This window comes from Nocardia amikacinitolerans NBRC 108937 (assembly GCF_001612615.1).
Lineage (GTDB): Bacteria > Actinomycetota > Actinomycetes > Mycobacteriales > Mycobacteriaceae > Nocardia > Nocardia amikacinitolerans.
Map to the genome: position 1 here is coordinate 181,740 of NZ_BDAU01000006.1, position 25,532 is coordinate 207,271.

Consider the following 25,532-nt stretch of genomic DNA (forward strand, 5'->3'; position numbering starts at 1 on the left):
GCCCGGTCAGAGGAGTCGACCGGGCCCGCCACGAAACCGACGATCACCGCGACAGCGCTGTCGAGGTCGCCGCCGTTGTGCCGAGCGCATCTGCCGGTTCGATGCCGCTCGGCCGGCCTGCACCGCCGGGTTCCGGAGCCACGTCGGCTCCAGGTTCGGGAATTCCGTACTTCTGCCACCAGTTGGCCAGCGGCTTGGGCGCCCACCAGGCCTTGTCGCCGAGCAGTCGCATCGTGGCGGGCACCAGCAGACCGCGCACAATGGTGGCGTCCAGGAAGATGGCGAGCACCAGGCCGACGCCGATCATCTTCACGATGGTGATGCCGGAGAAGACGAACGCGCCGAGCACCACCGCGAGCAACAGCGCGGCGCTGGTGATCAGTCGCGCGGTGTGCCGCACGCCGAAGGCCACCGACTCCACCGGATCGCCGCTGCGCAGGTAGTGCTCGCGGATGCGGGCAAGCAGGAACACCTCGTAGTCCATGGCCAGACCGAAGGCGATCGCCATGATCATCATCGGCATGTTCGCGTCCATGAATCCCGCGGGAACGAAATTCAGTGGGCCGGACAGGAATCCGTACTGGAAGATCAGCGCGACGATGCCGAAGGTTGCGAACAGCGAAAGCAGGTTCATCAGAACCGATTTCAGCGGAAGCAGCACCGAGCCGAAGGCCAGGAACAGCACCGCGAACGACACCACCGTAACGATCAGCAGCATCCACGGCAGCCGCTCGGCGAGCATGTCGAGCAGGTCGGCCACCGCGGCGGGGCGGTTGGTGAACGAGGCGGTCGCCTCGGCAGGCGGCTCGACGTCGCGCAGCTGGCGCACCACGTCGCGGATCGGCGCGTCCATCGAGTCCATCGAGTAGCCGAGCGTGACGCGGGCAAGGTCGCCCGCCGTTCCTGTGACGACGGCGCTGTCCACGCCCTGCACCGCGCGCAGCCGGTCGAGGTAGCCCGAAAGCGCTTGCTGGGCTTGCGGACTCGCGGCATCGCCGGGCATGTCGACCACCGCGGTGATCACCTTGGTCGGATCGAGCGGGAAGTCCCGATCGAGTTCCTCGGAGACGACCCGGCTGTCGGTGCCCGCGGGCAGCGCCCAGTCGGCGGGCCGCGACCAGGTCGCGCCGAGCAGCGGCAGACCGAGCAGCGCCAGTACGAGGCCGATGCTGCCCGCGGCGAGCACCGGACGGCGCATGACCGCGTGCGCGACCTTGTACCAGCGCGCGCCCTGCTCGCCGCCGCGCTTGCCGAACGAGGGCAGCGGGATTCGCAGCGAATTGATGCGCATGCCCGCGAAACGCAGCAGGGCGGGCATCACGATGAGCGCGCCGAGCACCGCGAACAGCACAACGCTGACGCCGGAGTAGCCGAGCGAGGTGAGGAACCGCGACGGGAAGATCACCAGGCCGCCTAGGGTGACCGCGACGGTGATGCCGGAGACGGCGACGGTGCGACCCGCGGTGGCCATGGTGGTGCCGATGGCGTCGTCCACCGTGCGGCCCGCGGCCAGTTCGTCACGGAAGCGGTTGACGATGAGCAGCGCGTAGTCGATGGCGAGGCCGAGGCCCAGCAGGACGACCAGGTTGATCGAGAAGGTGGACAGGTCGGTGAAGTTGCCGACCACCCGCAGGACCGCGAGCGAGCCGACCGAGACGACGATGCCGACCGCGAGCGGCAGCGCCGCGGCGATCGCGCTGCGGAAGATGACGATCAGCAGGATGAGCAGCAGCGGGAACGAGATCAGCTCGGCGCGCGCGAGGTCTTCCTCGGTGATGTCGTTGAACTGATCGTTCACCGCGACGAGGCCGCCGAAGCGGACCTCGAGACCGGGCTGGTCGAAGAGGTGCTCGATCTCGCGCCACACCACGACCCGGTCTTCCTCGATCTGGCCGGGCAGTTGCATGGAGATGTAGGTCTTGTGCCGGTCGGTGGAGACGAAGTCCGGGGAACCGGTGGTCCAGAACGTCTCCAGCCAGGTGTAGGAGCCGCGCGGGACCTTGGCGACCGCGTCCTCGACCCGCGCGCGGAAGCGCGGATCGTCGACGGTCATCTCCGCGCTCTCGTACATGACCACCACGTCGGCGACGTGCCTGCCGAGCGTGGTCTCCAGGATCTCGTCCGCGTGGGACGACTCACTGGTCGGATCGTCCAGTCCGGCGCCGCCGCCGAGCAGGTTGCCCGCACCGGAGCCCCAGAGACCGCCGAGCAGGATGAACAGAACGGTGCCTACCACCACCCATCTGCGATGGGCGGCGGACCACCTGCCGAGTTTCTCGAACACGATTCCTCCACCTATATAGAGTCGTACTATCCACTACAGGTAGTGCTGCTATCTATTTCTGGAATGCTACGGCGGGTTGCCAAGCGCGGCAACAGCAATCAGACGAACGCCAGCACCCGCGCCGGCGCGCCGAAGCCGCCGCGCAGTTTGGCGGCACCGACCACGAGGGTCGCGCCGCTTTCCGGGACGGTGTCCAACGCGGCCAGGTTCTCGATGCCGTACCGGCCGGAGCGCAGCAACATCCGGTGCACCATCGGCTCGAATCGGGTGCCGACGTCCAGGCTGCTGGTATCGGTGCCGAAGCCGACGATGGATCGTTCGGTGAGCAGGAATTCGGCGGCGTCGGGGCCGATGCCGGGAATCAGCAGGGCCAGCCGCAGCGGGTCGAAGGGCAGGTAGGCGGCGGGATCGTGGACGCGGTGGTACCAGCCGGTGTCCATCGCGACGAACGCGCCGTCGGGGATGCGGCCGTTGCGCCGCTCCCAGTCGAGCAGGTCCTCCACGTGCAGTTCGGTCGTGGTGTCCTGGGCCGCCCGCTCGGCGATGCGGACGACACACAGCGGCGCGACCAGGTTCTCCACCGGGATCGCGTCGGCGCGCGCCAGTCCGCGCTGGGAGTGCGCAGGCACGTCGATGTGAGTTCCGGTGTGCTCGTTCATGGTCCACTCGGCGGTGTTGAAGCCGATGATCTCCTCGAACATCACCTGACGCTGCACCGGCTGGCGCACATACAGGTTGAACACCGGGAAGTCCGGCCCCACCGCGTGGGTCAGGTCGCGCACGCCGAATCCGCTGAGGTTCAGCGGTTGCGCCTGGGCGCGCGGTGCGCCGACCGCCCCCGCGGCGGCCGACGCACCCGCGATGCCGAGCGCCGCGCCCAGTGCGGTGCGCAGCGCACGCCGACGGCCGATGCCCTCGGCGGGTGTCGCGCCGCGGCCGTGCTCGTGCGCCGCGTGCGGTTCCCGAGCGCGGTGTCCGTGGTGCGCGGCTGCGCTATTCGCGTCGTGCGATGCGATGCTGCGTCCGTGAGGCGTTGCCGCGCTGTGCGTTTGGTGCGCGGCCGAGCCGTGTCCGTGGTTCACCGGAGCGCCGTGCCCGTGGTCGGTGGCGCCGTGCTCGTGATGTGCGCCTGCGTGGTGTCCGTGTCCGGCGCACAGGTCGTCGTGCGGCGGCGCCTCGGCCAGGGCGGCGGCGAGGATCTGCGGGGAGCACATGTCAGGAGACCTTCCGTCCGAGGGGGGTGGGTGCGACACCGTGCGGTGCGCGGAATCCGGGCAGCTTGCCGAGCAGTTCGTCGATGTCGAGCGTGGGGGAGGCGTCGGCGACGTAGCCGTCCGGCCGGATCGCGATGAGCTTGCAGCCCGCGAGCTCGTGCTTCGGCGCGAAGCCCGGCGGGGCGTAGTACACCTCGCCGAGGTCGGGCGCGGTGGTCGTGGACGGATCGCCCGGCACGATCACGTGCAGCCGGAAAGGCAAGCCCGACTCCGTGATTCGCGCACGCAGCATCGACACTCGCCCGGCGTCGTCCGCCGACGGCGTCGCGTCGAGCACCGCGAGCAGCACATGCCAAGGGGCGGAGAGCAACCGGCGCAGCCCGGTCGCCGCGCCGTCGGGGCCGATGAGCGCCGCCTCCGGGATCGCGCGCCCGAGCGCCCGGCGTCCGCCGCGCTTGCCGACGGCGGTGCTGTGCCGGTAGTCGAGCTCGTACTGGGCCAGTGAGGGCACCAGTCGCTTCTCCAGCAGCCCGCTGCGGCTCAGGGTGCCGAGCACCAGATCGCGCACCGCGCGTCCCGGACGCGAGCCCACCGTCCACAACTTGGTCTGCCGATCGGCGGCCTGGATCACCTCGCGCGCGATCGGCATCCGCTCGGACTCGTAGCCTGCCAGCAGCACCTCGGCGTCGGCGCCGCCGCTGATGATCGCCGCCAGTTTTCCGCCGAGGTTGGCCGCGTCCTGGATGCCGGTGTTGAGGCCTTGTCCGCCCGCCGGGCTGTGCACGTGTGCGGCGTCGCCCGCGAGCACGCAGCGGCCCTTGCGGAAGGCGGCCGAGTGCCGCATGTGCACCAGAAACCTGGTGGCCCACTGGAGTTCGTGGATGCGGATGGGATAGGGCGCGCGCTTGTCGGCCAGCTGTTGCAGGTCGTCCACGGTGGGCGCGGCGTCCGGATCGCCGCCGATGCCGCTGGCGTCGGCGAAGACTCGCACCTGACCGTCGGGCAGCGGCACGACAACGAGCACGCCGTCGGGATGCAGGTGGTAGTGCGCCTCGCCCGGCGGCACCGGCGCCGTGATGACGCCGTCGCCCAGTGTGTAGGACTGCGGATAGGTGCTGCCCTCGAAGGTGATGCCGCTCAGGGTGCGCACCGCGCTGTGCGCACCGTCGCAGCCCACCACCCACTGGGCGGTGAGTCGTTCTTCCGCGTCGTCGTGGCGCAGCAGCACCTCGACGTGTTCGCCCCGATCGGTCAAAGCCACCAGTTCGGTGCGCCACTCCACCGGCACGTCGAGCGTCCGAAGGTTCTGCACCAGAACGGATTCCACCGACGGCTGGGTGATGATCAGCGGCTCGGCGTCGTTGCCGGTCTCCGGTCCGAAACGCACCTGCGCGACCGGGCGTCCGCCGGAGAAGTAGCGGGCGGCGGTCATCGGAAGACCTCGCGCTCGCACCGCGTCCCCGGTGCCGTGGCGGTCGAGCACGTCCAGCGCGCCGTCCCACATCGTCAGCGCCCGAGCCTGATTGGCGGGACGATCGACGGCGCGATCGATGATCCGGCAGGTCAGTCCGTGCCTGCGCAGTTCGGTGGCCAGTGCGAGACCGGTCGGCCCCGCGCCGACCACGAGCACGTGCAACATCTCGCTCATGACGGCTGCTCCGTCCGGTCCAGGTAGCTGTCCTCGGCGCCGGTCAACTCGGCGAGCTCCAGCGTGCCGACGGTGAGCACCCGATCGAACTGGCGCAGTTCCAGATCGATGCGTGCCGTGCCCGGCCGGGTCGGATCCAGTGGCGTGCAACGGCATTCGAGCGACGCGCCGAACTCGGCGAACTGGGTGAAGCGGGACGAGCAGGACACGACCGTGGCGTTCGGCGTGCCGAGCATGCCCTCGCGGACCGCGGTGTCCAGCGCGGCCTGCCGGAACGCCTCGATGATGAACGGGCCCGGGACGTGGTCGTAGTCGTGGTCGAACAGCGCCGGGTGGCGACGGTCCGGCAGCAGCGGGTAGTCCCATGCGGGGCCGACCGCGACCGGCGCGCCGATCACCACGTTGCGCGAGTCCCGTCGCCCGACGGCCGCGGCGGGCAGCGGCGCCGCCCTGTAGTCGGGTCCGCCCGCGGCGACCCGCCCGAGCTGGTAGGCGCGCAGCGCCTCGTAGTCGGCGCGGGCCAGGAAGACCACGTCGGCGCTCAATTCCATGGCGGCGCGGCCGCCGATGACGAGTTCACCCGCCAGCGTGAGGTCGCTGAAGTCGGCGCTGCGATCGACCCGCGAGACGATCTCGTAGCGCAGGATGCCCTCCAGTGGCGACTTCTCGTCGTCGCGGAAGGCCTCCCGGTCGGTGACCGCGAAGTCGTAGCGCTGCATGCTGAACGGCAGCCCCACGGGCACGCCGACGTGCCGGTGCAGGATCACGAACGAGCCCTGCCGCGCGGCCTCGGCCATCGCGAACGGGTCGTGATAGACGGTGGTCCTGTCGTACCAGAGGCTGTGCGCGCGCGGGATCTGCAACGCCGTGTAGAAGGTGGAGTCGCCGTCGGCGATCGAGTCGGCGACGAACACCTCGCCGAGCGCGCGGCGGTGCGCCTCGGCCCGAGGTACGGTCCGATCGAAACTCAGCGCGGAAGGTGCTGCGGGGAAACGGATTTCGGTCTCGGTCATCGTTCTGCTCCTTTGCCCATCGGTGCGGCGAGCGCGCGGCGGATCGTCCGGAGCACGCCCGCTTCGGACTCGTCGAGGTAGAAGTGGCCGCCGGGGAACTGCCGCCACCGCGCCGTCGCGGTGGTGCGGTCCTGCCAGGCGGCCAGCTCGTCGGTCGGTGTCATCGGGTCGTCCACGCCGCCGAGTGCGGTGATGGGGACCGACAGGGTGCCCGCGCCGCGGTAGCGGTAGTCGGCGCCGAGCATCAGATCCGCGCGCAGCGTCGGCGCGAAATGCTCGGCCAGTTCGGGCGAATCCAGGATCGCCTCCGGCACACCGCGATAGACCCGGTCGACCAACCGGAGCAGTTCGGTGTCGTCCTCGGGCAGGTCGAGGGTGAACTGCCTGCGCGGATGCGCGCGGGCGGACACGAACAGGTGCTCCGGCGGCAGACCTGCGTCGGTGAGCCGCAGCGCCACATCGAAGGCGAGCAGCGCGCCGAGGCTGTGCCCGAACAGCGCGACCGGACGCGGCACGTGCGCCACCACCGCCTCGGCGATGTCGGCGACCAGTGGTTCCCAAGCCATCGCGTGCGGTTCGCGCCACCGCGGCCCGCGCCCCGGCAGGGTGACCCACCACAGCTCGATCTCGGGGGCGAGCTGATCGACCCACGGCTGAAACATCCGCGGATTGCCGCCGGAGTGAGCGAAGCACACCAAGCGGATCGCCGGATTCGCTTGCGGGCGTGGGCAGGTCAGCACACCCCGGTGCCCGTTCGACAGCGGCGCCGTCGCGGAAACGCTGACGACTCCGCCGCGCTGACGCTCGTTCACAGCGACCCGCTTCCGACTTCGTCGCCCGTCACCGCCGCGGCGGATTCGGCCTCGACGATCACCTTGGCCAGGTCCCGCGCGCTGCCCTGTTCGAGGGTTTCCAGCAGCTGGGCCAGCGGCACGACGGTGCCGGACTCGGCCTCGATCTCGTTCTTCATCTCGACCACCACCAGCGATTCCAGCCCGTAGTCGCGGATCGGCGTCGCCTCGTCGATCTCGGTGATGGGTTTGCGCAGGGCACGCGCGATCCGTTCCCTGACGAACCCGGTGAGCGCGTCGAGCCGGGTCGGCCGGTCCACGTGGTGCGCGCGCACCAGCGCCACCGGGCCGGACGCCCTGCGCTTGGCCGCCGCAGGGCGGACGGTGGCGTGCACGTGCTGCTCCTCGACGACCCGGCGTTCCGGCAGCCAGTGCCTGCTGCGGTTCCAGGGGTAGTGCGGCAGCGGCGGCCGTCCGCTCGGCGTGCCGAGCACCGCGGACCAGTCCAGCTCGTGGCCGCCGAGGTAGAGCTCGGCGACGCTGTGATCCAGCGACGCGGACCGGGACTGGCCGCGGCGCAGGCTCGCCGCCAGGATGACCGAACGGTCGAGTTCGCCTGCCGCCGCGGCGATATCGCGGATCAGCACCGGGTGCGGGCCGACTTCCAGCACGGTGGTCAGCGCGTGATCGTCGGCCAGCGCCGCCTGGAGGGCCGGCGCGAACAGCACGGCGTCGGCGAGGTTGGCGGCCCAGTGCGCGCCGGTGAGATGGTCGGCGGTGACGCGCTTGCCGGTGACGGTCGAATACATCGGGATCGATCCCGGTGCGGCGCGCACCGCGTCGGCGTGCGCGGCGAATTCCGTCGCGCACGTGGCGAGTAGCGTGCTGTGGAAGCCGTATTCGACCGGCAGGTCTTTGACCGACGCGCCGCGGGTGCTCGCCTCCGCCGCGATGCGGCGCACGCCGTCCGCGGGACCGGTGATGACGGTCGAGCGCGGACCGTTCACGGCGCCGATCGTGACCTCGGACTGTCCGGCGAGCAGCTCGGTCACCGCCGCGGCGGGCAGTGCGATGCTGCACATCGCGCCGCCGCGGGCGTGCCGTTCGGTGAGCGCCGCCCGGCGCACCAGGAGCTCGAAAGCCTGCTCCCTGCTCAGCATTCCGGCGACGGTCGCGGCGACGAGCTCGCCCATGCTGTGGCCGACGACGGCGGCGGGCCGCACGCCCCAGGATTGCCAGAGCGCGGCGAGCGCCAGCTCCACCGCCGCGATGCACACCTGCGCGACATCGGTGCGGTGCAGCCTGCTGTCGGACTCGGCCGCAAGCAGCTCCTCCCACAGCGACCAGCCCGCAAGCCGCCGCACGAGCGCGTCGCAGGCGTCGAGCTCGGCCCTTGCCGCGGGCTCGTCGGCGAGCAGGCGGCCCATCTCCGGCCACTGCGAACCCTGCCCGCTGAACACGAACAGCGTCCGGTGCCGCGCCGCGGCGCCGATGTTCCTGGCCGCCTTGGCCGTTCGCGCGCGATCCACCAGCGCGTCGACCGTGTCACCGGTGAGGCACAGCCGCACCGGCAGGTGCGCGCGCCGGGTGGCCGCGGCCGCGCAGATCTCGGCCGCGGTCGCGTGATCGGCGGCCGCGAGCAGATCGGCGTAGCGCCCGGCGAGTGCCCGTGCCGATGCCGCGCTGCGCGCCGAAATGGGAAGCACCAGAGCGCCTTCCGCGTGCGGATCGACCTCCTCGCGCGGCGCGGCGGCGAGCACGGCGTGCACGTTCGCGCCGCCGAAGCCGAACGAGCTGATCGCGGCAAGCTTCCGTCCGGTTTCGCCACCGAGCGGGGTGCGCTCCCTCGGCAGGCGAAGCCGGGTTCCGGTGAGATCGAGCTCCGGATTGGGCCGCTCCAGGTGCAGGTTCGGCGGGACCTCGTCGTGTTCGAGCACCAGCATCGCCTTGACCAGACCCGCGATGCCCGCCGCGGCCTCCTGGTGCCCGAAGTTCGTCTTGACCGCGCCGACGGGGCACGGCTCTTCGCCCGAGCCGTATACCGCGCGCAGCGCGTCGAATTCGATCGGGTCGCCGAGCGGCGTTCCGGTGCCGTGCGCCTCGATGTAGACCACCTCGGCGGGATCGGCGGCGGCATCGCGCAGCGCGCGGCGCAGCAGCTCGGTCTGCGCCCGCGGGCTCGGCGCGGTGAGGCCGTTGGTGCGACCGTCGTGGTTGGCGGCGGTGCCGCGGATGAACGCGCGCACCGGCCTGCCCTCCGCCGCGGCCACCGACTCCCTGGTGAGCACCACCATGCCGCAGCCCTCGGCGCGCACGATGCCTTCCGCGCCCGCGTCGAAGGTGCGGCAGCGCCCGCCGGGCGCCAGCGGCAGCACCTTCTCGGTGACGGTGGTGGACAGCGGCGACAGGATCGTGTTGACGCCGCCGACCAGCGCGATGTCGCAGTCGCCATTACGCAGCGCCCGCACCGCCAAGTGCACGGCCATCAGCGAGGAGGAGCACGCCGTGTCCACCGCGAGGCTGGGGCCGGACAGGTCAAGCAGGTAGGACAGCCGGTTGGCGACGATGCTGTGCGCACCGCCCGGCGCGGTGTAGGCGTTGATGCCGGCCGGATCGGCGAACTGCATCATCAGGTAGTCGCTGCCGTACACGCCGAGGAACACCCCGGTCGTCGCGGCGCGCAGCTCGGCGGGCGTCAGCCCGGCGTCCTCCATGGCCTCCCATGCCACCTCGAGCACCAGCCGCTGCTGCGGATCCATCCGCTCGGCCTCGGCGGCCGAGATGCCGAAGAACTCCGCGTCGAAGCCGTCGACCTCGGCGAGCAGTCCCGCGAAGCGGCTGGTGCTCGCGGCGTGCCCGGTGCGGCGGCCGTCCTCGCTGTCGACCAGCGGCGTGATGGCGTCGTGGCCGTCGCGCAGCGCGGACCAGTAGCCGTCCAGATCCTCGATGCCCGAGGGCATCCGCACCGCGGCGCCGAGGATCGCCACCGGCTCGGTGCGGCGGTCGACTTCGGCTCGCAGGCTGCGGATCTCGCTGAGCGCCTTGCGTAGTAGCGCGCGGCGATCGTCGGTGATTTCGGTCGTCATCGGGTATCCCCTTCGGTGGAAAGATCCAGCTCCGCCGACAAGAGATCGGCGAGTTCGTCATCGGTGGCCTGGTCCAGGTCCGCATCGATTTCGGGCCGGGCGTGCCGCTGTGGCGGCGTTTCGGGCGCGGGCTCCGTCGCCGGGAGCATCCGCTGGGTCAGCTCATCGACGAGCTGGTCGACGGTGGGGTGGGCGAAGATGAGGCTGGCCGGAATCCGTTGGCCGATGCCGGTTTCCAGCCGATTGCGCAGGTCGACCGCCATCAGCGAGTCGAAGCCGAGATCGCGGAAGGGTGTCGTCGGGTCGACCGGCCGCGAGGTTCCGATGATCGACGCGACCTGGCCGAGCACGAAGCCGCGCACCAGCTCCAGTCGTTCACCGGGGTCGTCGATCTCGTGCAGCGACAGTGCCTGATCGGTTGGGCCGCCGGGCTTCTCGTCGTCGGGAAGCAGGTTCGCCAGCAGCTCGCGCGCCGCCGGTGGCGTGCCGGGACCGGACAGGGTCGGCAGGTCGAAGGCGGCCGCCGCGAGGACAGGGCCGGAGTCGGCGAGCGCCGCCTCCAGCAGGTCCATGGCCGCCTCGGTCTCCAGCGCGGGCACGCCCATCGCGGCGAGGCGGCGTTCGCTGCCCACCGCGGCGGCCAAGCCGATCGCCGCCCACGGACCCCATGCGATGCTGTGCGCCGGCCGTCCCTGCGCGGCGCGCGCGGCGGCGAGCGCGTCCAGGTAGGTGTTGGCCGCCGCGTAGGCGCCCTGGCCCGGCGAGCCGAAAAGCCCGGCGAGCGAGGAGAACAGCACGAAATGCGCGAGCGGCTGCTCGAGGGTGAGGTTGTGCAGGTGCCAGGCGCCGCGCGCCTTACCTGCCAGCGCGCGGGTCAGTCTGGCCTCGTCGAGATCCGCGACGACCGCGTCCTCGAGCACGCCGGCGAGGTGGAAGACACCGCCGATCCGTCCGGCGTCGGCCAGCACCGCGGCGAGCGCGGCGCTGTCGGCAACGTCGACGGCCGCCACGGTGACTTTCACGCCGCTGGCCCGCAGGTCGGCGATCACCTGTTCGGCCGCGGCGTCCGGCGCGGAACGACCGAGCAGCAGCAGGTTTCGCGCGCCACGCGCACTCAGCCAGTCGGCGACGCGCAAGCCGAGCGCACCGAGGCCGCCGGTGACGACCTGGCACAGGTCCGGATCGATGGTCACCGAGGTGCGGGCCCGCGGCACCGGAACCAGCCGGGGAGCGAGCACCGCACGGTCGATCGAAACCTGCTGCGGCGCTCGCTGATCCCGCAGGACCGTGACCAGCCGATCGATGTCCGCGCCGCTCGGCGCGGCGGGCAGATCGACGACGCCGCAGGCCGTTTCGGGATGCTCGGTGGCGATCACCCGGCTCACGCCCCATAGGCTCGCCGTGGACAACCGCGACGGTCGCACCGCGCGCTGGGTGTCCGGGGTGAGCAGCCACAGTCGCGGTGTCTCCCGCCAGGTGCGGCCGATCAGGAACCTGGCCAGCTCCACCGAGTCCGCGGTGTAGGCGGCCGACTCGGCAGGGTCCTCGCCCGCGCTCGAATAGGCCCGTGCGTCGATGACGCCGCGCAATCCTTCGATGGTTTCGGCCAATTCGGCCGCCGCGGTCTCGTAGTCGGCCGCCTCGTGCGCTTCGGTGCGCACGACGCGGTCCCCGCGGGCGGTGAGGCGTTCGGCCAGCGCGTCGAGCGCAGGATGCGCACCGCCGAGGATCAGCCAGCCGCCGCGCGACGCCCGCCCGCCCTCGGATTCCCACGGCTGCCAGGCGAGGCGGTACAGCCTGCCGCGCTCGGCGGCGGAGGCTTCGGCCGTGGTGACGCGGAAGTCCATGGCCGAGAACAGGACTCGGCCGTCGGCACCGAGCACCACGAGGTCGGCGATCAGATCCCGTTCACCGTATTCCACGATCCGGGCGTGGCACCAGACGTCGGTGACGGGCGCGGCCGGGGTGGCGAACTGCAGCCGGGTGGCGCCCGCGGGCAGCGCGAGCGCGTCGGTCAGCCGCGGCCCGGCCGCCGCCGCGACGGTGTGCAGGCAGGCGTCGAGCAGCGCGGGATGCAGTCCCGTACCGGCCGTGAGTTGCACTGGCAGCGTGAGCTTCCCGACGGCCTCGTCGCCGCCGCGAGAAAGCTGGGTCAACCCGCGGAAGCTCGGTCCGTAGTGCAGACCGTTGCCGGCCAGGCGCTCGTAGAACTCCGCGATCGGCACCGGCTCGGCGCACCGGGCCAGCAGTTCCGCGATCTCCGGTGCGGGCCGATCGGTGAGCGGGGCCGGCGCTTGGTCGAGTCGGCCGCGCGCGTGCGTGACCGGAGCGCCCTGCGCATCGGACACGATCACGAATTCCGAACGCCCGCCCGCCGATTCGACGACCAGCTGGAGCGACGGGGCCGTACCGGGCAGCAGGACGTGCGGCGCTTCGAAGGCGACGTTGGTCAGCACCACGGTCGGCGTATCGCCACCGGCCAGCTCGCGCGCGGCCTGCGCCGCCGCGCCGAGCCAGTACGCGCCGGGGACCACCGGCACCTCGTCCACCACGTGATCGGCGAGTTCGGGAGCGGCGTCCGCCTGTAGCGGCCACACGCCGAGCTCGGGGCGGGTGGCGATCCGCACGCGTCGACCGAGCCAGCCGCCGACCGGCGCGACAGCGGCCGCCGCGCTCGCGGCGCGAATCAGCGGGAACCGCTGCGCGTTCCAGCCCTGCGAGGGAATCGGCACCGGCGTGCCGGGCCGGTAGAGCCGCGTCCAGTCCAGCTCCGCGCCGCGGGTGTAGAGCACGCCGAGCGCGTGCAGGAAGGCGAAGACCTCGTCCTCGTCGCGCCGGGCCGAGGACACCGCGACCACGTCCGCGCCCGGCGCGTTCTCGGCCGCGATCTCGGTGAGCGAGCGGGCCAGCACCGGGTGCGGCGCGATCTCGACGAACGTGTCGTGCTCGGCGGCGAGCAATGCGGTGATCGCGGTGTCGAACAGCACCGTTTCGCGCAGGTTGCGCGCCCAGTAGTCGGGGTCGACGAGCGTGTCGGTCAGCGGGCCGCCGGTGACGGTCGAGTACAGCGGCACGCTGGGCTCGCGCACCGCGATGTCGCACAATGCCTCGCGCAGCCGGGGCCGCAGCGGTTCGACGGCCGGGCTGTGCGCCGCGAAATCGACCGCGATGCGCCGGGCGAACACCCCGTCGGCCTCCAGTCGCGCCACGATCTCGTCCAGCGCTCGCGGCTCACCGGAGATGACGGTCGCGCGCGGACCGTTCACCGCCGCCACCGACACGCGATCGCGGTACTCCGTGAGCGCCGAGTCGACCTGCGCCGCATCGAGTTCCAGCAGCGCGAGGCCGCCTCGGCCGGAGATCTCGGTGAGCAGCGCGCTGCGCACGCACACGATGCGCGCGGCATCTGCCAGCGACAGCGCGCCGCTGACGTGCGCCGCCGCGATCTCGCCCATGCTGTGCCCGCAGACGGCGGCGGGTTCGATGCCGAATGACCGCCAGGTCTCGGTGAGGGCGACCTGCATGGCGAACAGCGCGGGCGGCACCTGCGCGGTGCCGTGCGCGACGATGCCGCGCTCGGCCGACCACAGCGACACCCCGAGCTGGCGCTCCAACTCGGCGGCACACCGCCGCATCGCCTCGGCGAACGCGGGCACCGACGCGGCCAGCGCGCGGCCCATGCCGTCCCACTGCGAGCCCTGGCCGGGGAAGACCAGTGCGGTTCGCCGGACGCGACGGCTCGGCGCCTGCGGTTCGCAGACACCGCGCACCAGTTCGCCGTCGGCCAGCGCGGTCAGGCCGTCGATCAGTTCCTCGATGTCGCGGGCCACCACCGCGGCGCGGTGACCGTCGTGGTCGCCGCGCAGCGCTGCGGTGGCGGCCGCGCGGGCGAGCCAGGTCGAATCGTCGCGGTTCCGCTCGGCGGCGCGCGCCCAGCCGCGTGCCCGTCGCCGCAGCCCCGCCGCGGAGCGGGCGGCCACCGGGAACAGCACGAAATCCGTTGCGCCCGTGGGTTCGTCGGGCTCGGTCGCCGGTGCGGTGGACAGCACGACGTGCGCGTTGGTGCCGCCGAATCCGAACGAGCTCGTCCCGACGATCGCGGCGCCGTCGGCGTCGACGGGCAGCGCCTCGACCACCGCCTGCACCGCCACCGGGACCCGGTCCAGCTCCAGCAGCGGGTTGGGCCGCTTGTAGTGGATGGTCGGCGGCAACTCCCGATGATGCAGGGAGAGCGCGGTTTTGATGAGTCCGGCGACACCGGCGGCGGCTTCCAGGTGGCCGAGGTTCGATTTCGCCGAACCCACCCGCAGCGGCTGCTCGGGATCGCGGCCTTGTCCGAGCACCGCCGCGAGCGCGCCCACCTCGATCGGGTCGCCGACCGCGGTTCCGGTGCCGTGCGCCTCCACGTAGGCGACCCTGGCCGGGTCGACGCCCGCGGCGCGGTAGGCCGCGCGCAGCACGCGCTCCTGGGCGGGACGGCTCGGGGCGATCAGCCCGTTCGTCCTGCCGTCCTGGTTGACGGCGCCGCCGCGGATCACGGCGTAGACGCGGTCGCCGTCGCGGCGGGCCCGCGCGAGCGTCTTGAGCACCACCACGCCCGCCCCCTCACTGCGGACGTAGCCGTTTGCGCTCTCGTCGAACGGCTTGCAGCGTCCGTCCGGCGCCATCAACCGGCCTTTGCTGAAGCTCAGCGCCACTCGCGGCGCGGCGATGACGTTCACGCCGCCCGCCAGCGCCACCTCCGATTCGCCCGCGCGCAGCGACTGGCAGGCCAGGTGCACCGCGACCAGCGAGGACGAGCAGGCGGTGTCCACCACCATGCTCGCGCCCGCCAAATTCAGGCAGTAGGACAGCCGGTTGGCGACGATGCTCAGCGCCGAGCCGGTGCCGTCCTGCGCCGACACCTCGGTGCCCGGTGCGAGCACGGCGACGCCGTGGTCGTAGGACGAAGCGCCGAGGAAGACCCCGGTCGAGGTGCCCGCCAGCCTGCTCGGGCCGATGCCCGCGTCCTCGATGGCGTGCCAGGCGACCTCGAGCAGCAGCCGCTGCTGCGGGTCCATCCTGGTGGCCTCCTTGGCCGCGATGCCGAAGAACTCCGCGTCGAAATGCTCGACGTCGTCGAGGAATCCGCCCCACTTGGTGGTCATCCGGCCCGGCGCGTCCGGGTCGGGGTCGTACAGCGCCGCCGCGTCCCAGCGATCCGCGGGGACCTCCGTGATGGCGTCCACGCCAGCGCGCAGCAGGTCCCAGTACTCCCGTGGGCCGTCGGCGCCGGGAAATCGGCAGCCGATCCCGACGATGGCGACGGCGTCGCCGGGATCGGCGGTGATCGCCGCTTGGTCCGGCGTCTGGGTCGCGCCGCCGAGTTCGGCAGCCAGCGCGGCGGCCGCGGCGGCCACGCTGGGGTGGTCGTAGGCGAAGGTCGGCGACAAGCTCGTGTCGGCCCAGCGCTGCAGATCGTCGGACAGCTCCACCGCCTGCATGGAGGACATGCCGAGCGCCGCGAACGGCACGTCGACCGGGAGACCGGCCGGATCGGCGCCGAGCAGCTCGGCGATCCTGGCGACCAGCCAGGCTTCGATGTCGGCCGCCGACCTCATAGCTGCACCGCCTCGGTCGCGGCGGCGGTGATCTCGTCGAGCGTGCCCGCCTCGAACGCCGCGCGAGTCGCGCGCCGCTGCAACTTGCCGCTGGAGGTCTTGGGCACCGTGCCCGCCCGCACCAGGACGACCCGCGCGGGGGTGATCGAGTGGTCGACGCTGACCGCCGCGCGCAACGCCGCGGTGAGCGCGGCGATGTCGGGATCGGCGTCCGCCTTGACCTCGGCCACCACGATCAGCTCCTCACCGCCCTCGCGGTCGACCGCGAACGCGGCGGTGCAGCCGCGCCGGATTCGGGGGTCTGCGTTCTCGACGGTGTGCTCGATGTCCTGCGGGTAGTAGTTGCGCCCGCCGACGATGACCAAGTCCTTGCGCCTGCCGACCACGTACAGCTCGCCGTCGACCAGCGCGCCGAGATCGCCGCTGCGCAGGTACGGACCCGACTGCGGCGCAACGGTTTCCGCGCGGAATGTCTCCCGGGTGGCGTCCTCGTTGCCCCAGTAGGCCAGCGCCGCGTCCGGGCCGCCGATCCAGATCTCGCCGACCTGTCCGTCGGGCAGGGGGACCTTGGTGTCCGGGTCGACGATCAGCAGTTCGCGGTGCAGCGCCACGCGTCCGGAACCGACCAGCGTCTGGTCCTGGCCCGGCGTGACGCGGCCCTCGGCCAGTTCGGCGCGGCTCACCGTCAGCGTGACCGCGCCCGCTCCGCGGCGCGAACCGGTGGTCATGAGCGTGGACTCGGCCAGCCCGTAGCAGGGGTAGTAGCTGTTCGAATCGAAGCCGTGCCCGGCGAATTCGGCGGCGAACTTGTCGAGGGTCTCCGCGCGGATGGGCTCGGCGCCGTTGAACGCGACCTCGAGCGAGCTGAGGTCGATGCCCGCCCGATCGGCGGCGGGGATGCGGCGGCAGCACAGCTCGTAGGCGAAATTGGGACCGCCGGTGATGGTGGCCCGATAGCGAGTCACCGCGCGCAGCCAGCGGACCGGACGCTGCACGAAGGTCAGCGGCGGCAGCAGCACCGTGCGGCTGCCCGCGTAGACGGCGGGCACCACGATGCCCATCAGGCCCATGTCGTGGAACAGCGGGAGCCAGCCGACGATGCGTGATTCGGCGCTGTAACCCATTGTCCGGCAGAGCAATTCCTGATTGTGCATGAGCGCGTCATGGGTGACGACCACACCCTTCGGCGCGGAAGTCGAGCCCGAGGTGTACTGCAGGAACGACACATCCGCGCCCGTCACCGGCACCGGTTCGAAGTCCGCGGTGCCGTCCGCGTCGGCCACGATGCCGATCCAGCGCAGGCGATCCAGTTCCGGGGTGGCCCCGATCAGCATGGCGCGGGTCTGCTCCGGCGCGGCGCACAGCACCGCGGCGGCGCCGCAGTCTTCGGCGATGGTGCGCAGGGTCTCCACCCGGCGCGGCGAGGTCACCGGGAACGGCGGGTACACCGGCACCGCGACCACGCCCGCGAACTGGCAGGCGAGGAACGCGAGCACGAAATCGGCGGAATCCGGCGCCACGATCAGCGCCCGGTTGCCGGGCGCGACCTCTCGGGAAATGCGCGCGGCCAGTGCGCGGGTCAGTTGCTCCAGTTCCGCGAAAGTCCAGGAATGCGATTCTTTTTCGCCGTCCGGCAAAAAGGTGTACGCGATTCTGTCGGCAGCGTCGGCGGCGCGCTGCGAAATTGCCTCGGCGAGCGTTCGAGCCCGGAGTTCGGTTTCCATCGCAATCCCTCCTCGATCAGCCGGCAGCCATCACGACGGTGCCGACAGAACAGGGACATTACGGGCGGAGGCGGCGAAATGGACAGGCGCAGAACGTGGTCCGAAGGGTGACGCACGCGGGATCGGAAGACGTATCACTTTCGGACGGAAAACTCTCGGAAGGAATAGTCCGGAGGGATTGTCACCTTTGTGCAATGGCGACCGGCGCAGTCTCGCAGATACGGTCCCGCTGCACCGAAGAATTGCCGAACACAGAGCGGAGTAGAACTGTGACGAGCAGCACAGCGCGGAAGCGCATCGCCATTTGGTCGGATTTCGGGGGAGTGCTCACGCCGCCGGTAGCCGAAACATTCGCGGCATTCTGCGCGAAGACGGGATTGGCGCCGGATCCTTTGCGCCGCGCGATCGCGGAAGTCACCGCGACGTTCGGCACCGAGGACATGATGCTGCCATTGGACACGCCGCTGATCGGCGAGGACGAGTGGCTGGATCTGGTGCGCGCGGCGCTGCGCGGGCAGGGCGTGCACACCGCGGTGCCCAGCCTCGCCGAGACCTGGTTCGACGGCCGAAAGGCCAACGCGCAGTGGGACGACGCGCTGCGCCGCTACCGAGGCGCCGGACACTTCGTCGGCATGCTGTCGAACATGCCGCCCGCGTGGGAGCCGCACTGGCGGCGGATGGTCGTCGCGGAGGAATTGTTCGAGCAGGTCGTGAACTCGGCGCAGGTCGGCTGCCGCAAGCCTGATCCCGAGATCTTCGAGCTGGCGGCCGCGCGCGCGGGCGTCGAACCGAACCGCTGCATTCTGATCGACGACCTGCCACAGAACTGCGCGGGCGCGAGGGCGGCCGGGTGGCGCGCGGTGCTGTTCCGTGACGCCGCGACGGCGATCGCCGAGGTGGACGCCGAGCTGCGTCAGCTCGTCGCCGAGGGCGTCGCGATATAGGCCGAGGCCGCGTCCTCGTGCGCCAGCCGGCGCAGAGCGCTGAACATCGCGTCGCCGAGCGCCGTCCAGACGACGAGCGCCTCGGCCATGCTCTCCGCGTTCGGCTGGCGCAGCAGCGTGTCGATCTCCTTGGCCGCGATCCGTTCGGCCAGCTCGGCGTAGTCGTCGAGCAGGTCCCAGTGCTGCTGTCCCAGCCTGCCGAGGGTGGCGAGCACCGCGGCGAGGGTGCCGCGCGCCGGGTTCGTCTCGCGGACCTGCCAGCCGCGGCGGGCGAGCAGATCGCGGACCTGATCGGCGGCGGCCAGCTGCGCGTCGTCCGGCTCCCCGGCGGGGGGCTTGCTCATCGCGAACTGCGCCTTGCCCGCGGACTCCAGCACCGTCATCCCCGGCGTCCGCATCTTGTCGAGGACTTCCCTTGTCGCCGCCACCGACAGCCCGCCGACCTCGATCAACGCCCGAACCAGCTTGAGCCGCCGCACATGTGAGTCGTCGTACTGCATCTGGTTGGGGCTGGTCCGTTCGCCGGGAAAGAGCAGCCCTTCGCGCATGTAGTACTTGATGGTGGGTGCAGGCACGCCCGAGACCTTGCTCAATTCGGCGATACGCATATCCGCCTCCCGTCCGCGCTACTACTGGTCGCCCAAGTGTAGGTCAGACGGATAGCGGCCAGTTCCGGTTGCTGTTCGAATGCTCCGGCCGCATGGACGTACTTTCGTGTGCGCTACGGCCATGCGCGGGCTCCGAAGTGATCGTGTCCGGCGGCGCCGTCAGGCGGAATCCTGCTGGCCGATGTGCGCCCGATACCGATTCACCGCGTCGATGCGGGAGACCGCGCCGAGCTTGTCGAAAATACTACGCAGATGCCGTTTCACGGTGCCCTCGGTGATGGACAACGCATTGGCGATCTGCCGATTCGTCATCGCCTCCGACACCAGGCGCAGCACCTGTTCCTCGCGCGCCGAGAGCCTGCCGCGATTGGCCCCGGCGCCGGTGAGAAAATCCCGCGGCACGCTGACGGTGATCTGATCCTCCACCGCGGCGATCCCCCGGATCGCGCTGACCAGCTCGCTGCGCGAGATCTTCTTGTGCAGGAAGCAGCGCACGCCCGCGTCGAGCATGTCGTACAGCAGGGTCTCGGTGCCCGTCGAGCTGAGCACCGCGACCGCCGCGCCGGGGCAGGCGCGGGTCAGCGAGCGCACCATGCGCACGGTGGCACTGCCGATTTCGTCGTTGTCCAACACGATGACGTCCGGACGCACGGCGGCGGCGAGATATCCGGCCTCGTTCCAGGACACGTCACCGACCACCGTGAAATCCTCTTCGGAATTCAGGAAATCACACAACATCTCGCGGGTGAGGAAGTTGTCCGTGACAATCTGGATGTGGATGACGCGCTGCGGCAGACCGTTTGTCGGTATCACCGACACGAGGCGTGGAGCGGAGCATTCCGAAACGGCGTCCGTTATCGCGCTTTCCACGTCTGCCGTGCGTCTCATTCGGGCGGTTCCGCTCATTTCCACCATCCACCTCGGGGTTTGCTGAGTCGGACCCGGGCGGTCGCCACGAGGACGACCTCCGGCGTGTAGCCGACCCGTCGGCCGATGCCACGAGAGCGCGCGGCATCAACCCGCTGGATTTCGTTCGACGATGAACCAGAAAACCGGCCCCGTCCCGGATCGGTATCGAAACGACTACCGACACTTGGCTTTTGGAACCTGCGACCGGTTATAGGAAGTGACCCTATCCGCTAACGGTGCACTCCACAACCCGGTTGTTCCGCAGCGCACAATTAGGCTTCGAATGTTCCCGATCCGTTAACACTTACCGCAAGGATCGGAAACGTGGTTGTGAGAAGCGCGTACGGAAATTCGCGGTCAAGCCGCGAAAAATAGGGGCACGCAACGGGATTCGCGGGAAATCGAGCGTACTCAACGACCGCCGCGGCCCTCGCCCGCGAGCCTGCCGCGGCGGATGAGATCGCGTTTGGTGCCGGGCGCGATCGGCGGCAGTGCCGCGTCGGCATCGGCTGCCGGCTCGTCGGGGTTGGAGCGCACGAACAGTGTGACGGTCGCGGCGGGACGGAAACCGCTGCGGGTCATCAGCGTCGCCGAGGCGGTGTTGTTGTTCTCCACGTCGGTGACGATGCGCCGCGCGCCGCGCGCGAACAGTGCCGCCGAGCACGCGTCGACCAGCCTGCGCGCGATGCCGTGCCCCTGCATGTCGGGCGCGACCGCGATCCATTCCAGATAGCCCCAGTCGTCGCGCAGCTCGAATTCCATTGAGCCGAGCACGAATCCGACGACCCGATCGGAATCCAGCGCGACCCAGCACGCGTTGTCGGGGCTGTCCAGGTGCTCGGCGACGCTGGTCAGCGACCACGAGGTGTATGGCTTGGTGCCGGTGTCGAAGACCTGATGGCCGAGATCGAGCACCTGGCGCAAGTGGCCGAGGCCCATGGGGACGATCACGGTGGCGGTGTCCATGGCGCATAGTTTGCCAGGGGCTAGCCGCCGTGCCGCTCATGCGGGAGTCAGCGTCGCCATTCCCGCAGTTCCAAGTCGACGATCACCGGATGCATCAGGGTCGAGACGGGCGCGCCGGTGTCGCGGCGGTCGGGCGCGAACACCGCGGCGGCGGCCAGCGTCGCCTCGTCGAGCGAGCGCAGCGGGGCGGGCGGGTCCAGGCGCAGGCGCGGTTCGGTGTCCCTGGTGGCCAGCACGAAACCCCAGTCGCCGAAGCTCGGCACGTCCACGTGGTATGGCAGTGTCCGCAGGCCCGCCGCGCGAATCGTGTTCGCGATGCACCAGTACGAGCGCGGTGCGAAGAACGGCGAACCGGACTGGACCGCGAGCGTGCCGCCGGGGGCGAGCACGTGGGCGGCCATCGCGTAGAACTCCTTGGAGTACAACTTGGCGATCGAGGTCTGGTCGGGATCGGGCAGGTCGACGAGCACCGCGTCGTAGGCGCCGGGGGAGCCGCGCAGCCAGGAGAACGCGTCCTCGTTGACGACACGCACCCGCGCATCGTCGAAAGCGTTGCGGTTCAACGCCGCCAGCCGCGCGTCGGTGCGGGCCAGCCGAATCATCTCCGGGTCCAGCTCCACCAGGGTGATCGTCTCGACATCGGGGTAGCGCAGGATCTCGCGCAGCGCCAGACCGTCGCCGCCGCCGAGGACGAGCACATCGCGGCGCGGACCGGCGAGGGTGGGATGCACCAGCGCCTCGTGGTAGCGGTACTCGTCGACCGAGGAGAACTGCAGATCGCCGTTGAGGAACAGCCGGGTGTCCGGGGTGCCGAACGGTGAGATCGACTCGGTGAGAACGATGTTCTGGTACCTGGTCCGCTCGTGCAGCACGATCGGATGGGCGAACAGCGCCTGCTGCGCCGTCGCCTCGAACCGGTCGGCGTAGAGGTAGCTGCCGAACAGCGTCGCCGCGACGAGCGCGGTCAGCGCGCCGAAGCCCCACCGCGCCCGCGGCCGGAGTTCGGTGCGGAACAACAGGAACACCAGCGCCAGCCCCGCCGCCGCGTTGACCACGCCGACGATCAGGCTGCCGCGAATCTGGCCGAACACGGGCAACAGCAGGAACGGGAACGCCAACCCGCCGAGCAGCGCGCCCACGTAGTCCGCGGCGAACAGGTCGGCCACCGCGCTGCCCGGCTCCTGCTTGCGAATCCGCTGCAAAAGCTCCATCAGCAAAGGGATTTCGGCGCCCACCAGAATGCCGAGAATGCTCGCGATCACGATCAGCGCCGTGGTGTAGATGTTCAGCCACGCGTAGGCGGCGTAGAGCATCACCACCGACAGCCCGCCGAGCAGCGCGAGGATCAGCTCCACCGCAACGAACGCCGCCGCGGCGTGCCTGCGCAGCGGTTTCGCGGCCAGCGCGCCGATGCCCATGGCGAACACCATGACGCTCAACGTGATCGAGGCCTGCGCCGCGGTGTCGCCGAGCAGGTAGCTGCCGAGCGTCACCAGCGACAGTTCGTAGACCAGGCCGCATGCCGCGCAGACGAACGCGGTGACGAGCAGCGCGATCCGGGCCGGGCGGCGCCGCAGCCGCGGCGGTAGCGGTGCGGTCTCGGTGCCCGCCACCATACTCAGGACAGGCCCGCGGCCACCACGAAGGACACCGCGAGATGCAGCGCCGCGGTAACCCAGACGGCCGGGTGAATCGCGCCGTCCGCGACCACATCTCGGAACTGGCCGGGGGTCAGCAGATCGAGCAGCAGGAACGACAGCGCCATCGCGCCGAGACCGATCACGCCGTACACCGCGCTGGCCAGCAGCGCCTCGCCGATCGCGCCCTGGGAGGTCCAGATCGCCATCGCCACGATGATCCCGACGCCGAGCAGGTTCGACGCCACAAGCAGCGAGGCGTTGCGGTTGCGCTCGACCCAGATCTGCTCGCGCAGGTTGCCAGGCGTGATGACGTCCACGAGCACGAAACCGAGCGCCATCAACGCGATGCCGACGCCGGTGTAGGCGAGCGCCGCGCCCGCGTCGGCCGCGAGATCTGCCAGCATGTGTTTCTCCTTCTATTTGCCGCTCTGGCCGCGGTATTCGCTGCCCGGCGGCTGACTCGGCCAGCCGAAACTCGACACCGTCGACTGGTGGCGCCGGTATCCGTTGCCGTACTGGTCGACGAGGATCATCGAGCCGGTCCCGTGCGGGGCGACGGTGATGATGTCGTTGCGATACTGCAGATAGGTGCGGTCGCCGACGCGGCGGTTGTCCAGCGGCTGCGAGGCCGCGACGATGGCGCTGCCGACGGCGGCGGGCGCGAGCGCGGCGGTGTAGGCGCGGCCGTCGTTCGCCTGGTCCAGCGAGGCGGCACGGGAATACTTGGCGGCGACGAAATCGCGCGCGCTCTCGATGTCGTCGCCACAGCCGACGACCGAGAGCAGCAGCGCGGCCACCGCGACGAAGCCGATGACCGTCCTGCCGAGGTGGTGCATGTGTCCCCCCGTAGAGCGCCGGGCCGAGCCCGGTAGGTGATACGTCGAGTCCCCTCTGTCGAAAACTCGTCGGGCACTGTATCACCGACGCGGCCGTCCGCGTCCAGTCTCCGAGGCGATCGCGCGCTAGGCGCCCTTGCGGGCTTGGGTCTTCTTCGCGGCTTTCTTGGCGGGCTTCTCGGCGGTCTTCTTGGCCGCCTTGGCGGTCTTCTTCGCGGGCGCGGCCTTCTTCGCGGTCTTCTTCTGGGCACCGCCGGAGGAACCCGCCGCGCGCCTGCCGCTGGCCTCGAGGCTGCGTTGCAGCGCGGCGACCAGATCGACCACCTCGGCGTCCATCTCGGCGGGCGCGGCCTCGGGCTTGGTGGTCACCCGGTCACTGCCGCTGGCGATCGCCTCGTCCAGGATCTTCTGCAGTTCGATCTGGTACTCGTCGGTGAACTGGCTCGGATCGAAATCGTCGGACATGGACTCGACCAGCGTCTCGGCCATCTTGATCTCCTGCGGCCGCGGCTCCGACGCGTCCTGCAGGGACTCGAACTCGACCGCGCGCACCTCGTCGGGCCACAGCAGCGTCTGCAACACGAGCATGCCCTCGCGCACCCGCAGCGCGGCGAGCCGGGTCTTCTGGCGCAGCGTGAAGTGGACCAGCGCGGTCCGGTCGATGCGCTCCAGCGTGGTGGCAAGCAGCACGTAGGCCTTCGGCGTGGTGGAGTCCGGCTCGAGGTAGTAGCTCTTGTCGAACAGGATCGGGTCGATCTGGTCGGACGGCACGAACTGCAACACCGGGATCTCGTGCTTCTCCGCGGCGGGCAGGCGGGCGAAATCCTCGTCGGAGAGGATCACCCGGTCGCCGTCGGGCGACTCGTACGCCTTGGCGATGTCGACGTACTCGACGGGTTTGTTGTCGACGGTGCAGACGCGCTGGTATTTGATCCGGCCGCCGTCCTTGGCGTGCACCTGGTGGAATTTGATGTCGTGGTCCTCGGTGGCGGTGTACACCTTGACCGGGACGTTTACCAGCCCGAATGCAATCGAGCCCTTCCAGATAGCTCGTGCCATCACTCCATGATGGCCGAACCACCCCTCCCGCGCGAGCGAACCGGAATCCCCGAGGTCGCGGCGGCGATTCGGAACCGCGATCCGGCCGGAAGCGACGCGAACAGCGCGCCCATCGCCGCGACGGTCCCGGCCAGGTCGGCGCGGCCGGACAGGTAGGCGCGTTGCAGCGGCGCGGGCAGGTCGAAGAAGGCGTCGAAGAAGGCGGGCAGGTCGGCGGGCGGCAGCGCGAGCAGCGCGCGCAGCCCGGCCGCGCGCAGGGCCCGCACCGCGCGGGCCGACGGCGGCCAGAGGTTCTCTCCCGCCGCCGCCGCGTCCGCCGCCGCCAGTGCGGCCGCCACGCTGTATCCCGTTGCGGGATGGGTGAATCCGCCCGCCGCGCCGAACGCGCGCCGCCCGGGTCGGCCGCCTTCGACCGGGAACCGCACCCGCTCGACGGGCTCGTCGCCGCCGAGCGCGATGCCGCGGGCGCGCAGCCGGTGCCGAAGGCGGGTGCGCAGTTCGCCGGTGTCCAGCGCGGGCCGCCCGGCCAGACAGGTCTCCTCGAGCAGCATCGCGCCGCCGCCCAGCGGAACCGCGTACAGGAACGAGCGCGGCGCGGCCGGATGCGCGCCGTTGTCGGCGCGCCAATCCATGAACAGCGGCTCCATGCCCGCGGCGACCGTCTCGTCGACGAGCACGCCGTAGGCGGTCTGTTCGGCGCGGGCGGGGGAGCGGGCGATCCCGCGCGCGTCGATCACCCGCTCGGCGGTCAGGGTCCGGCCCGAGGCCAGCGTCACGCCGTGCCGTTCGAGCCGAACGGCGCGCTCGGCGACGATCTCCGCGCCGGTCAGGTCCAGCGAGTCCTGCAACCGCTTCGTGTCGAGCACCACGTACGCGCGATCGAGTTCGTGGCGTCGCGCGCCCCACGCGACGGGGCGCGCGACCGTCGCGGCCGTGGCCGCCGGATCGAGCCAGCCGGGTAGCTCGTCCGCCCAGGCGGCGTAGGTCGCGGCCCACGGCCGCGCGGGTGCGGGATCGACCGCGGCAACCGACATGCCGCGGGCCAGGCAGCGATGTGCGAGCGCCCGCCCGGCGGGGCCGAGGCCGCAGACGACGATGTCGGTCACGATGGCCGCCGCCGTCGGTCGCGCCGCGCCGCCTGCCGCCGCTCGGCCCCGGCCGCGCGTTGTCGCTCGACCCCGGCCGCTCGTTGTCGCGCGGTGCCCAGCTG

The 25,532-nt window shown here is 71.0% G+C and carries 17 protein-coding genes; 1 reads left to right on the forward strand and 16 read right to left on the reverse strand.

Annotated elements, in window-relative coordinates; all coding sequences use genetic code 11:
- Nucleotides 1–43: 43 nt before the first annotated feature.
- From NAM01S_RS06330 to NAM01S_RS06365, 8 genes are all read right to left on the reverse strand, one after another.
- Complete coding sequence (locus NAM01S_RS06330; protein ID WP_067780695.1) at nt 44–2,284, reverse strand: MMPL family transporter; 2,241 nt, start codon at nt 2,282–2,284, stop codon at nt 44–46.
- A 98-nt stretch (nt 2,285–2,382) separates the two neighbouring features.
- Nucleotides 2,383–3,498, reverse strand: a complete 1,116-nt coding sequence (locus tag NAM01S_RS06335) for a cyclase family protein (RefSeq protein WP_084482544.1) — start codon at nt 3,496–3,498, stop codon at nt 2,383–2,385.
- Between the two features lies 1 nt (nt 3,499).
- Complete coding sequence (locus NAM01S_RS06340) at nt 3,500–5,146, reverse strand: FAD-dependent monooxygenase (protein ID WP_169810812.1); 1,647 nt, start codon at nt 5,144–5,146, stop codon at nt 3,500–3,502.
- Entirely contained in the window at nt 5,143–6,159 is a 1,017-nt protein-coding gene (locus NAM01S_RS06345; RefSeq protein WP_067780698.1) for an AfsA-related hotdog domain-containing protein, read from the reverse strand. The genes NAM01S_RS06340 and NAM01S_RS06345 overlap by 4 nt, the downstream gene beginning before the upstream one ends.
- Nucleotides 6,156–6,971, reverse strand: coding sequence for a thioesterase II family protein (locus NAM01S_RS06350; protein WP_084482546.1), 816 nt, complete (start codon nt 6,969–6,971; stop codon nt 6,156–6,158). Before NAM01S_RS06350 ends, NAM01S_RS06345 begins: the two co-directional genes overlap by 4 nt.
- The gene (locus NAM01S_RS06355) at nt 6,968–10,036 is read right to left on the reverse strand and encodes a type I polyketide synthase (protein WP_067780701.1); all 3,069 of its coding nucleotides are present in this window, start codon (nt 10,034–10,036) and stop codon (nt 6,968–6,970) included. The genes NAM01S_RS06350 and NAM01S_RS06355 overlap by 4 nt, the downstream gene beginning before the upstream one ends.
- Nucleotides 10,033–15,636, reverse strand: coding sequence for a type I polyketide synthase (locus NAM01S_RS06360; protein ID WP_067780704.1), 5,604 nt, complete (start codon nt 15,634–15,636; stop codon nt 10,033–10,035). The genes NAM01S_RS06355 and NAM01S_RS06360 overlap by 4 nt, the downstream gene beginning before the upstream one ends.
- Nucleotides 15,633–17,360, reverse strand: coding sequence for a fatty acyl-AMP ligase (locus NAM01S_RS06365; protein ID WP_067780706.1), 1,728 nt, complete (start codon nt 17,358–17,360; stop codon nt 15,633–15,635). The genes NAM01S_RS06360 and NAM01S_RS06365 overlap by 4 nt, the downstream gene beginning before the upstream one ends.
- 269 nt (nt 17,361–17,629) lie before the next feature.
- Between NAM01S_RS06365 and NAM01S_RS06370 the strand changes: the two genes are divergently transcribed.
- On the forward strand, nt 17,630–18,304 hold the full coding sequence (locus tag NAM01S_RS06370; RefSeq protein WP_067780708.1) for an HAD-IA family hydrolase: 675 nt from the start codon (nt 17,630–17,632) through the stop codon (nt 18,302–18,304).
- Here NAM01S_RS06370 and NAM01S_RS06375 read toward each other — a convergent pair.
- From NAM01S_RS06375 to NAM01S_RS06410, 8 genes are all read right to left on the reverse strand, one after another.
- Complete coding sequence (locus tag NAM01S_RS06375) at nt 18,274–18,912, reverse strand: MerR family transcriptional regulator (RefSeq protein ID WP_067780711.1); 639 nt, start codon at nt 18,910–18,912, stop codon at nt 18,274–18,276. The two genes, NAM01S_RS06370 and NAM01S_RS06375, sit on opposite strands and share 31 nt — an antisense overlap.
- A 159-nt stretch (nt 18,913–19,071) precedes the next feature.
- Nucleotides 19,072–19,725, reverse strand: a complete 654-nt coding sequence (locus tag NAM01S_RS06380) for a response regulator transcription factor (RefSeq protein WP_169810813.1) — start codon at nt 19,723–19,725, stop codon at nt 19,072–19,074.
- Nucleotides 19,726–20,232: 507 nt separating this feature from the next.
- Entirely contained in the window at nt 20,233–20,787 is a 555-nt protein-coding gene (locus NAM01S_RS06385; RefSeq protein WP_067780714.1) for a GNAT family N-acetyltransferase, read from the reverse strand.
- Nucleotides 20,788–20,834: 47 nt separating this feature from the next.
- Complete coding sequence (locus tag NAM01S_RS06390) at nt 20,835–22,403, reverse strand: polyamine aminopropyltransferase (RefSeq protein ID WP_067780717.1); 1,569 nt, start codon at nt 22,401–22,403, stop codon at nt 20,835–20,837.
- Between the two features lie 2 nt (nt 22,404–22,405).
- On the reverse strand, nt 22,406–22,831 hold the full coding sequence (locus tag NAM01S_RS06395) for a DUF350 domain-containing protein (protein WP_067780720.1): 426 nt from the start codon (nt 22,829–22,831) through the stop codon (nt 22,406–22,408).
- Between the two features lie 12 nt (nt 22,832–22,843).
- Nucleotides 22,844–23,263, reverse strand: a complete 420-nt coding sequence (locus NAM01S_RS06400; protein WP_067780723.1) for a DUF4247 domain-containing protein — start codon at nt 23,261–23,263, stop codon at nt 22,844–22,846.
- Nucleotides 23,264–23,389: 126 nt separating this feature from the next.
- Nucleotides 23,390–24,322 carry a non-homologous end joining protein Ku gene (gene ku / locus NAM01S_RS06405; protein ID WP_067780726.1) on the reverse strand — a complete coding sequence of 311 codons (933 nt, stop codon included), beginning with the start codon at nt 24,320–24,322 and terminating at the stop codon, nt 23,390–23,392.
- A complete protein-coding gene (locus NAM01S_RS06410) occupies nt 24,322–25,431 on the reverse strand; it encodes a lycopene cyclase family protein (protein WP_372511615.1) in 1,110 nt (369 codons plus the stop codon). Before NAM01S_RS06410 ends, ku begins: the two co-directional genes overlap by 1 nt.
- Nucleotides 25,432–25,532 lie beyond the last annotated feature (101 nt).

Coding starts and splice junctions, on each gene's coding strand:
- NAM01S_RS06335 (WP_084482544.1), bottom strand. CDS start 3,498: ATGTGCTCCCCGCAGATCCTCGCCGCCGCCCTGGCCGAGGCGCCGCCG.
- NAM01S_RS06340 (WP_169810812.1), bottom strand. CDS start 5,146: ATGAGCGAGATGTTGCACGTGCTCGTGGTCGGCGCGGGGCCGACCGGT.
- NAM01S_RS06345 (WP_067780698.1), bottom strand. CDS start 6,159: ATGACCGAGACCGAAATCCGTTTCCCCGCAGCACCTTCCGCGCTGAGT.
- NAM01S_RS06355 (WP_067780701.1), bottom strand. CDS start 10,036: ATGACGACCGAAATCACCGACGATCGCCGCGCGCTACTACGCAAGGCG.
- NAM01S_RS06360 (WP_067780704.1), bottom strand. CDS start 15,636: ATGAGGTCGGCGGCCGACATCGAAGCCTGGCTGGTCGCCAGGATCGCC.
- NAM01S_RS06365 (WP_067780706.1), bottom strand. CDS start 17,360: ATGGAAACCGAACTCCGGGCTCGAACGCTCGCCGAGGCAATTTCGCAG.
- NAM01S_RS06375 (WP_067780711.1), bottom strand. CDS start 18,912: ATGCGTATCGCCGAATTGAGCAAGGTCTCGGGCGTGCCTGCACCCACC.
- NAM01S_RS06385 (WP_067780714.1), bottom strand. CDS start 20,787: ATGGACACCGCCACCGTGATCGTCCCCATGGGCCTCGGCCACTTGCGC.
- NAM01S_RS06390 (WP_067780717.1), bottom strand. CDS start 22,403: ATGGTGGCGGGCACCGAGACCGCACCGCTACCGCCGCGGCTGCGGCGC.
- NAM01S_RS06395 (WP_067780720.1), bottom strand. CDS start 22,831: ATGCTGGCAGATCTCGCGGCCGACGCGGGCGCGGCGCTCGCCTACACC.
- NAM01S_RS06400 (WP_067780723.1), bottom strand. CDS start 23,263: ATGCACCACCTCGGCAGGACGGTCATCGGCTTCGTCGCGGTGGCCGCG.
- ku (WP_067780726.1), bottom strand. CDS start 24,322: ATGGCACGAGCTATCTGGAAGGGCTCGATTGCATTCGGGCTGGTAAAC.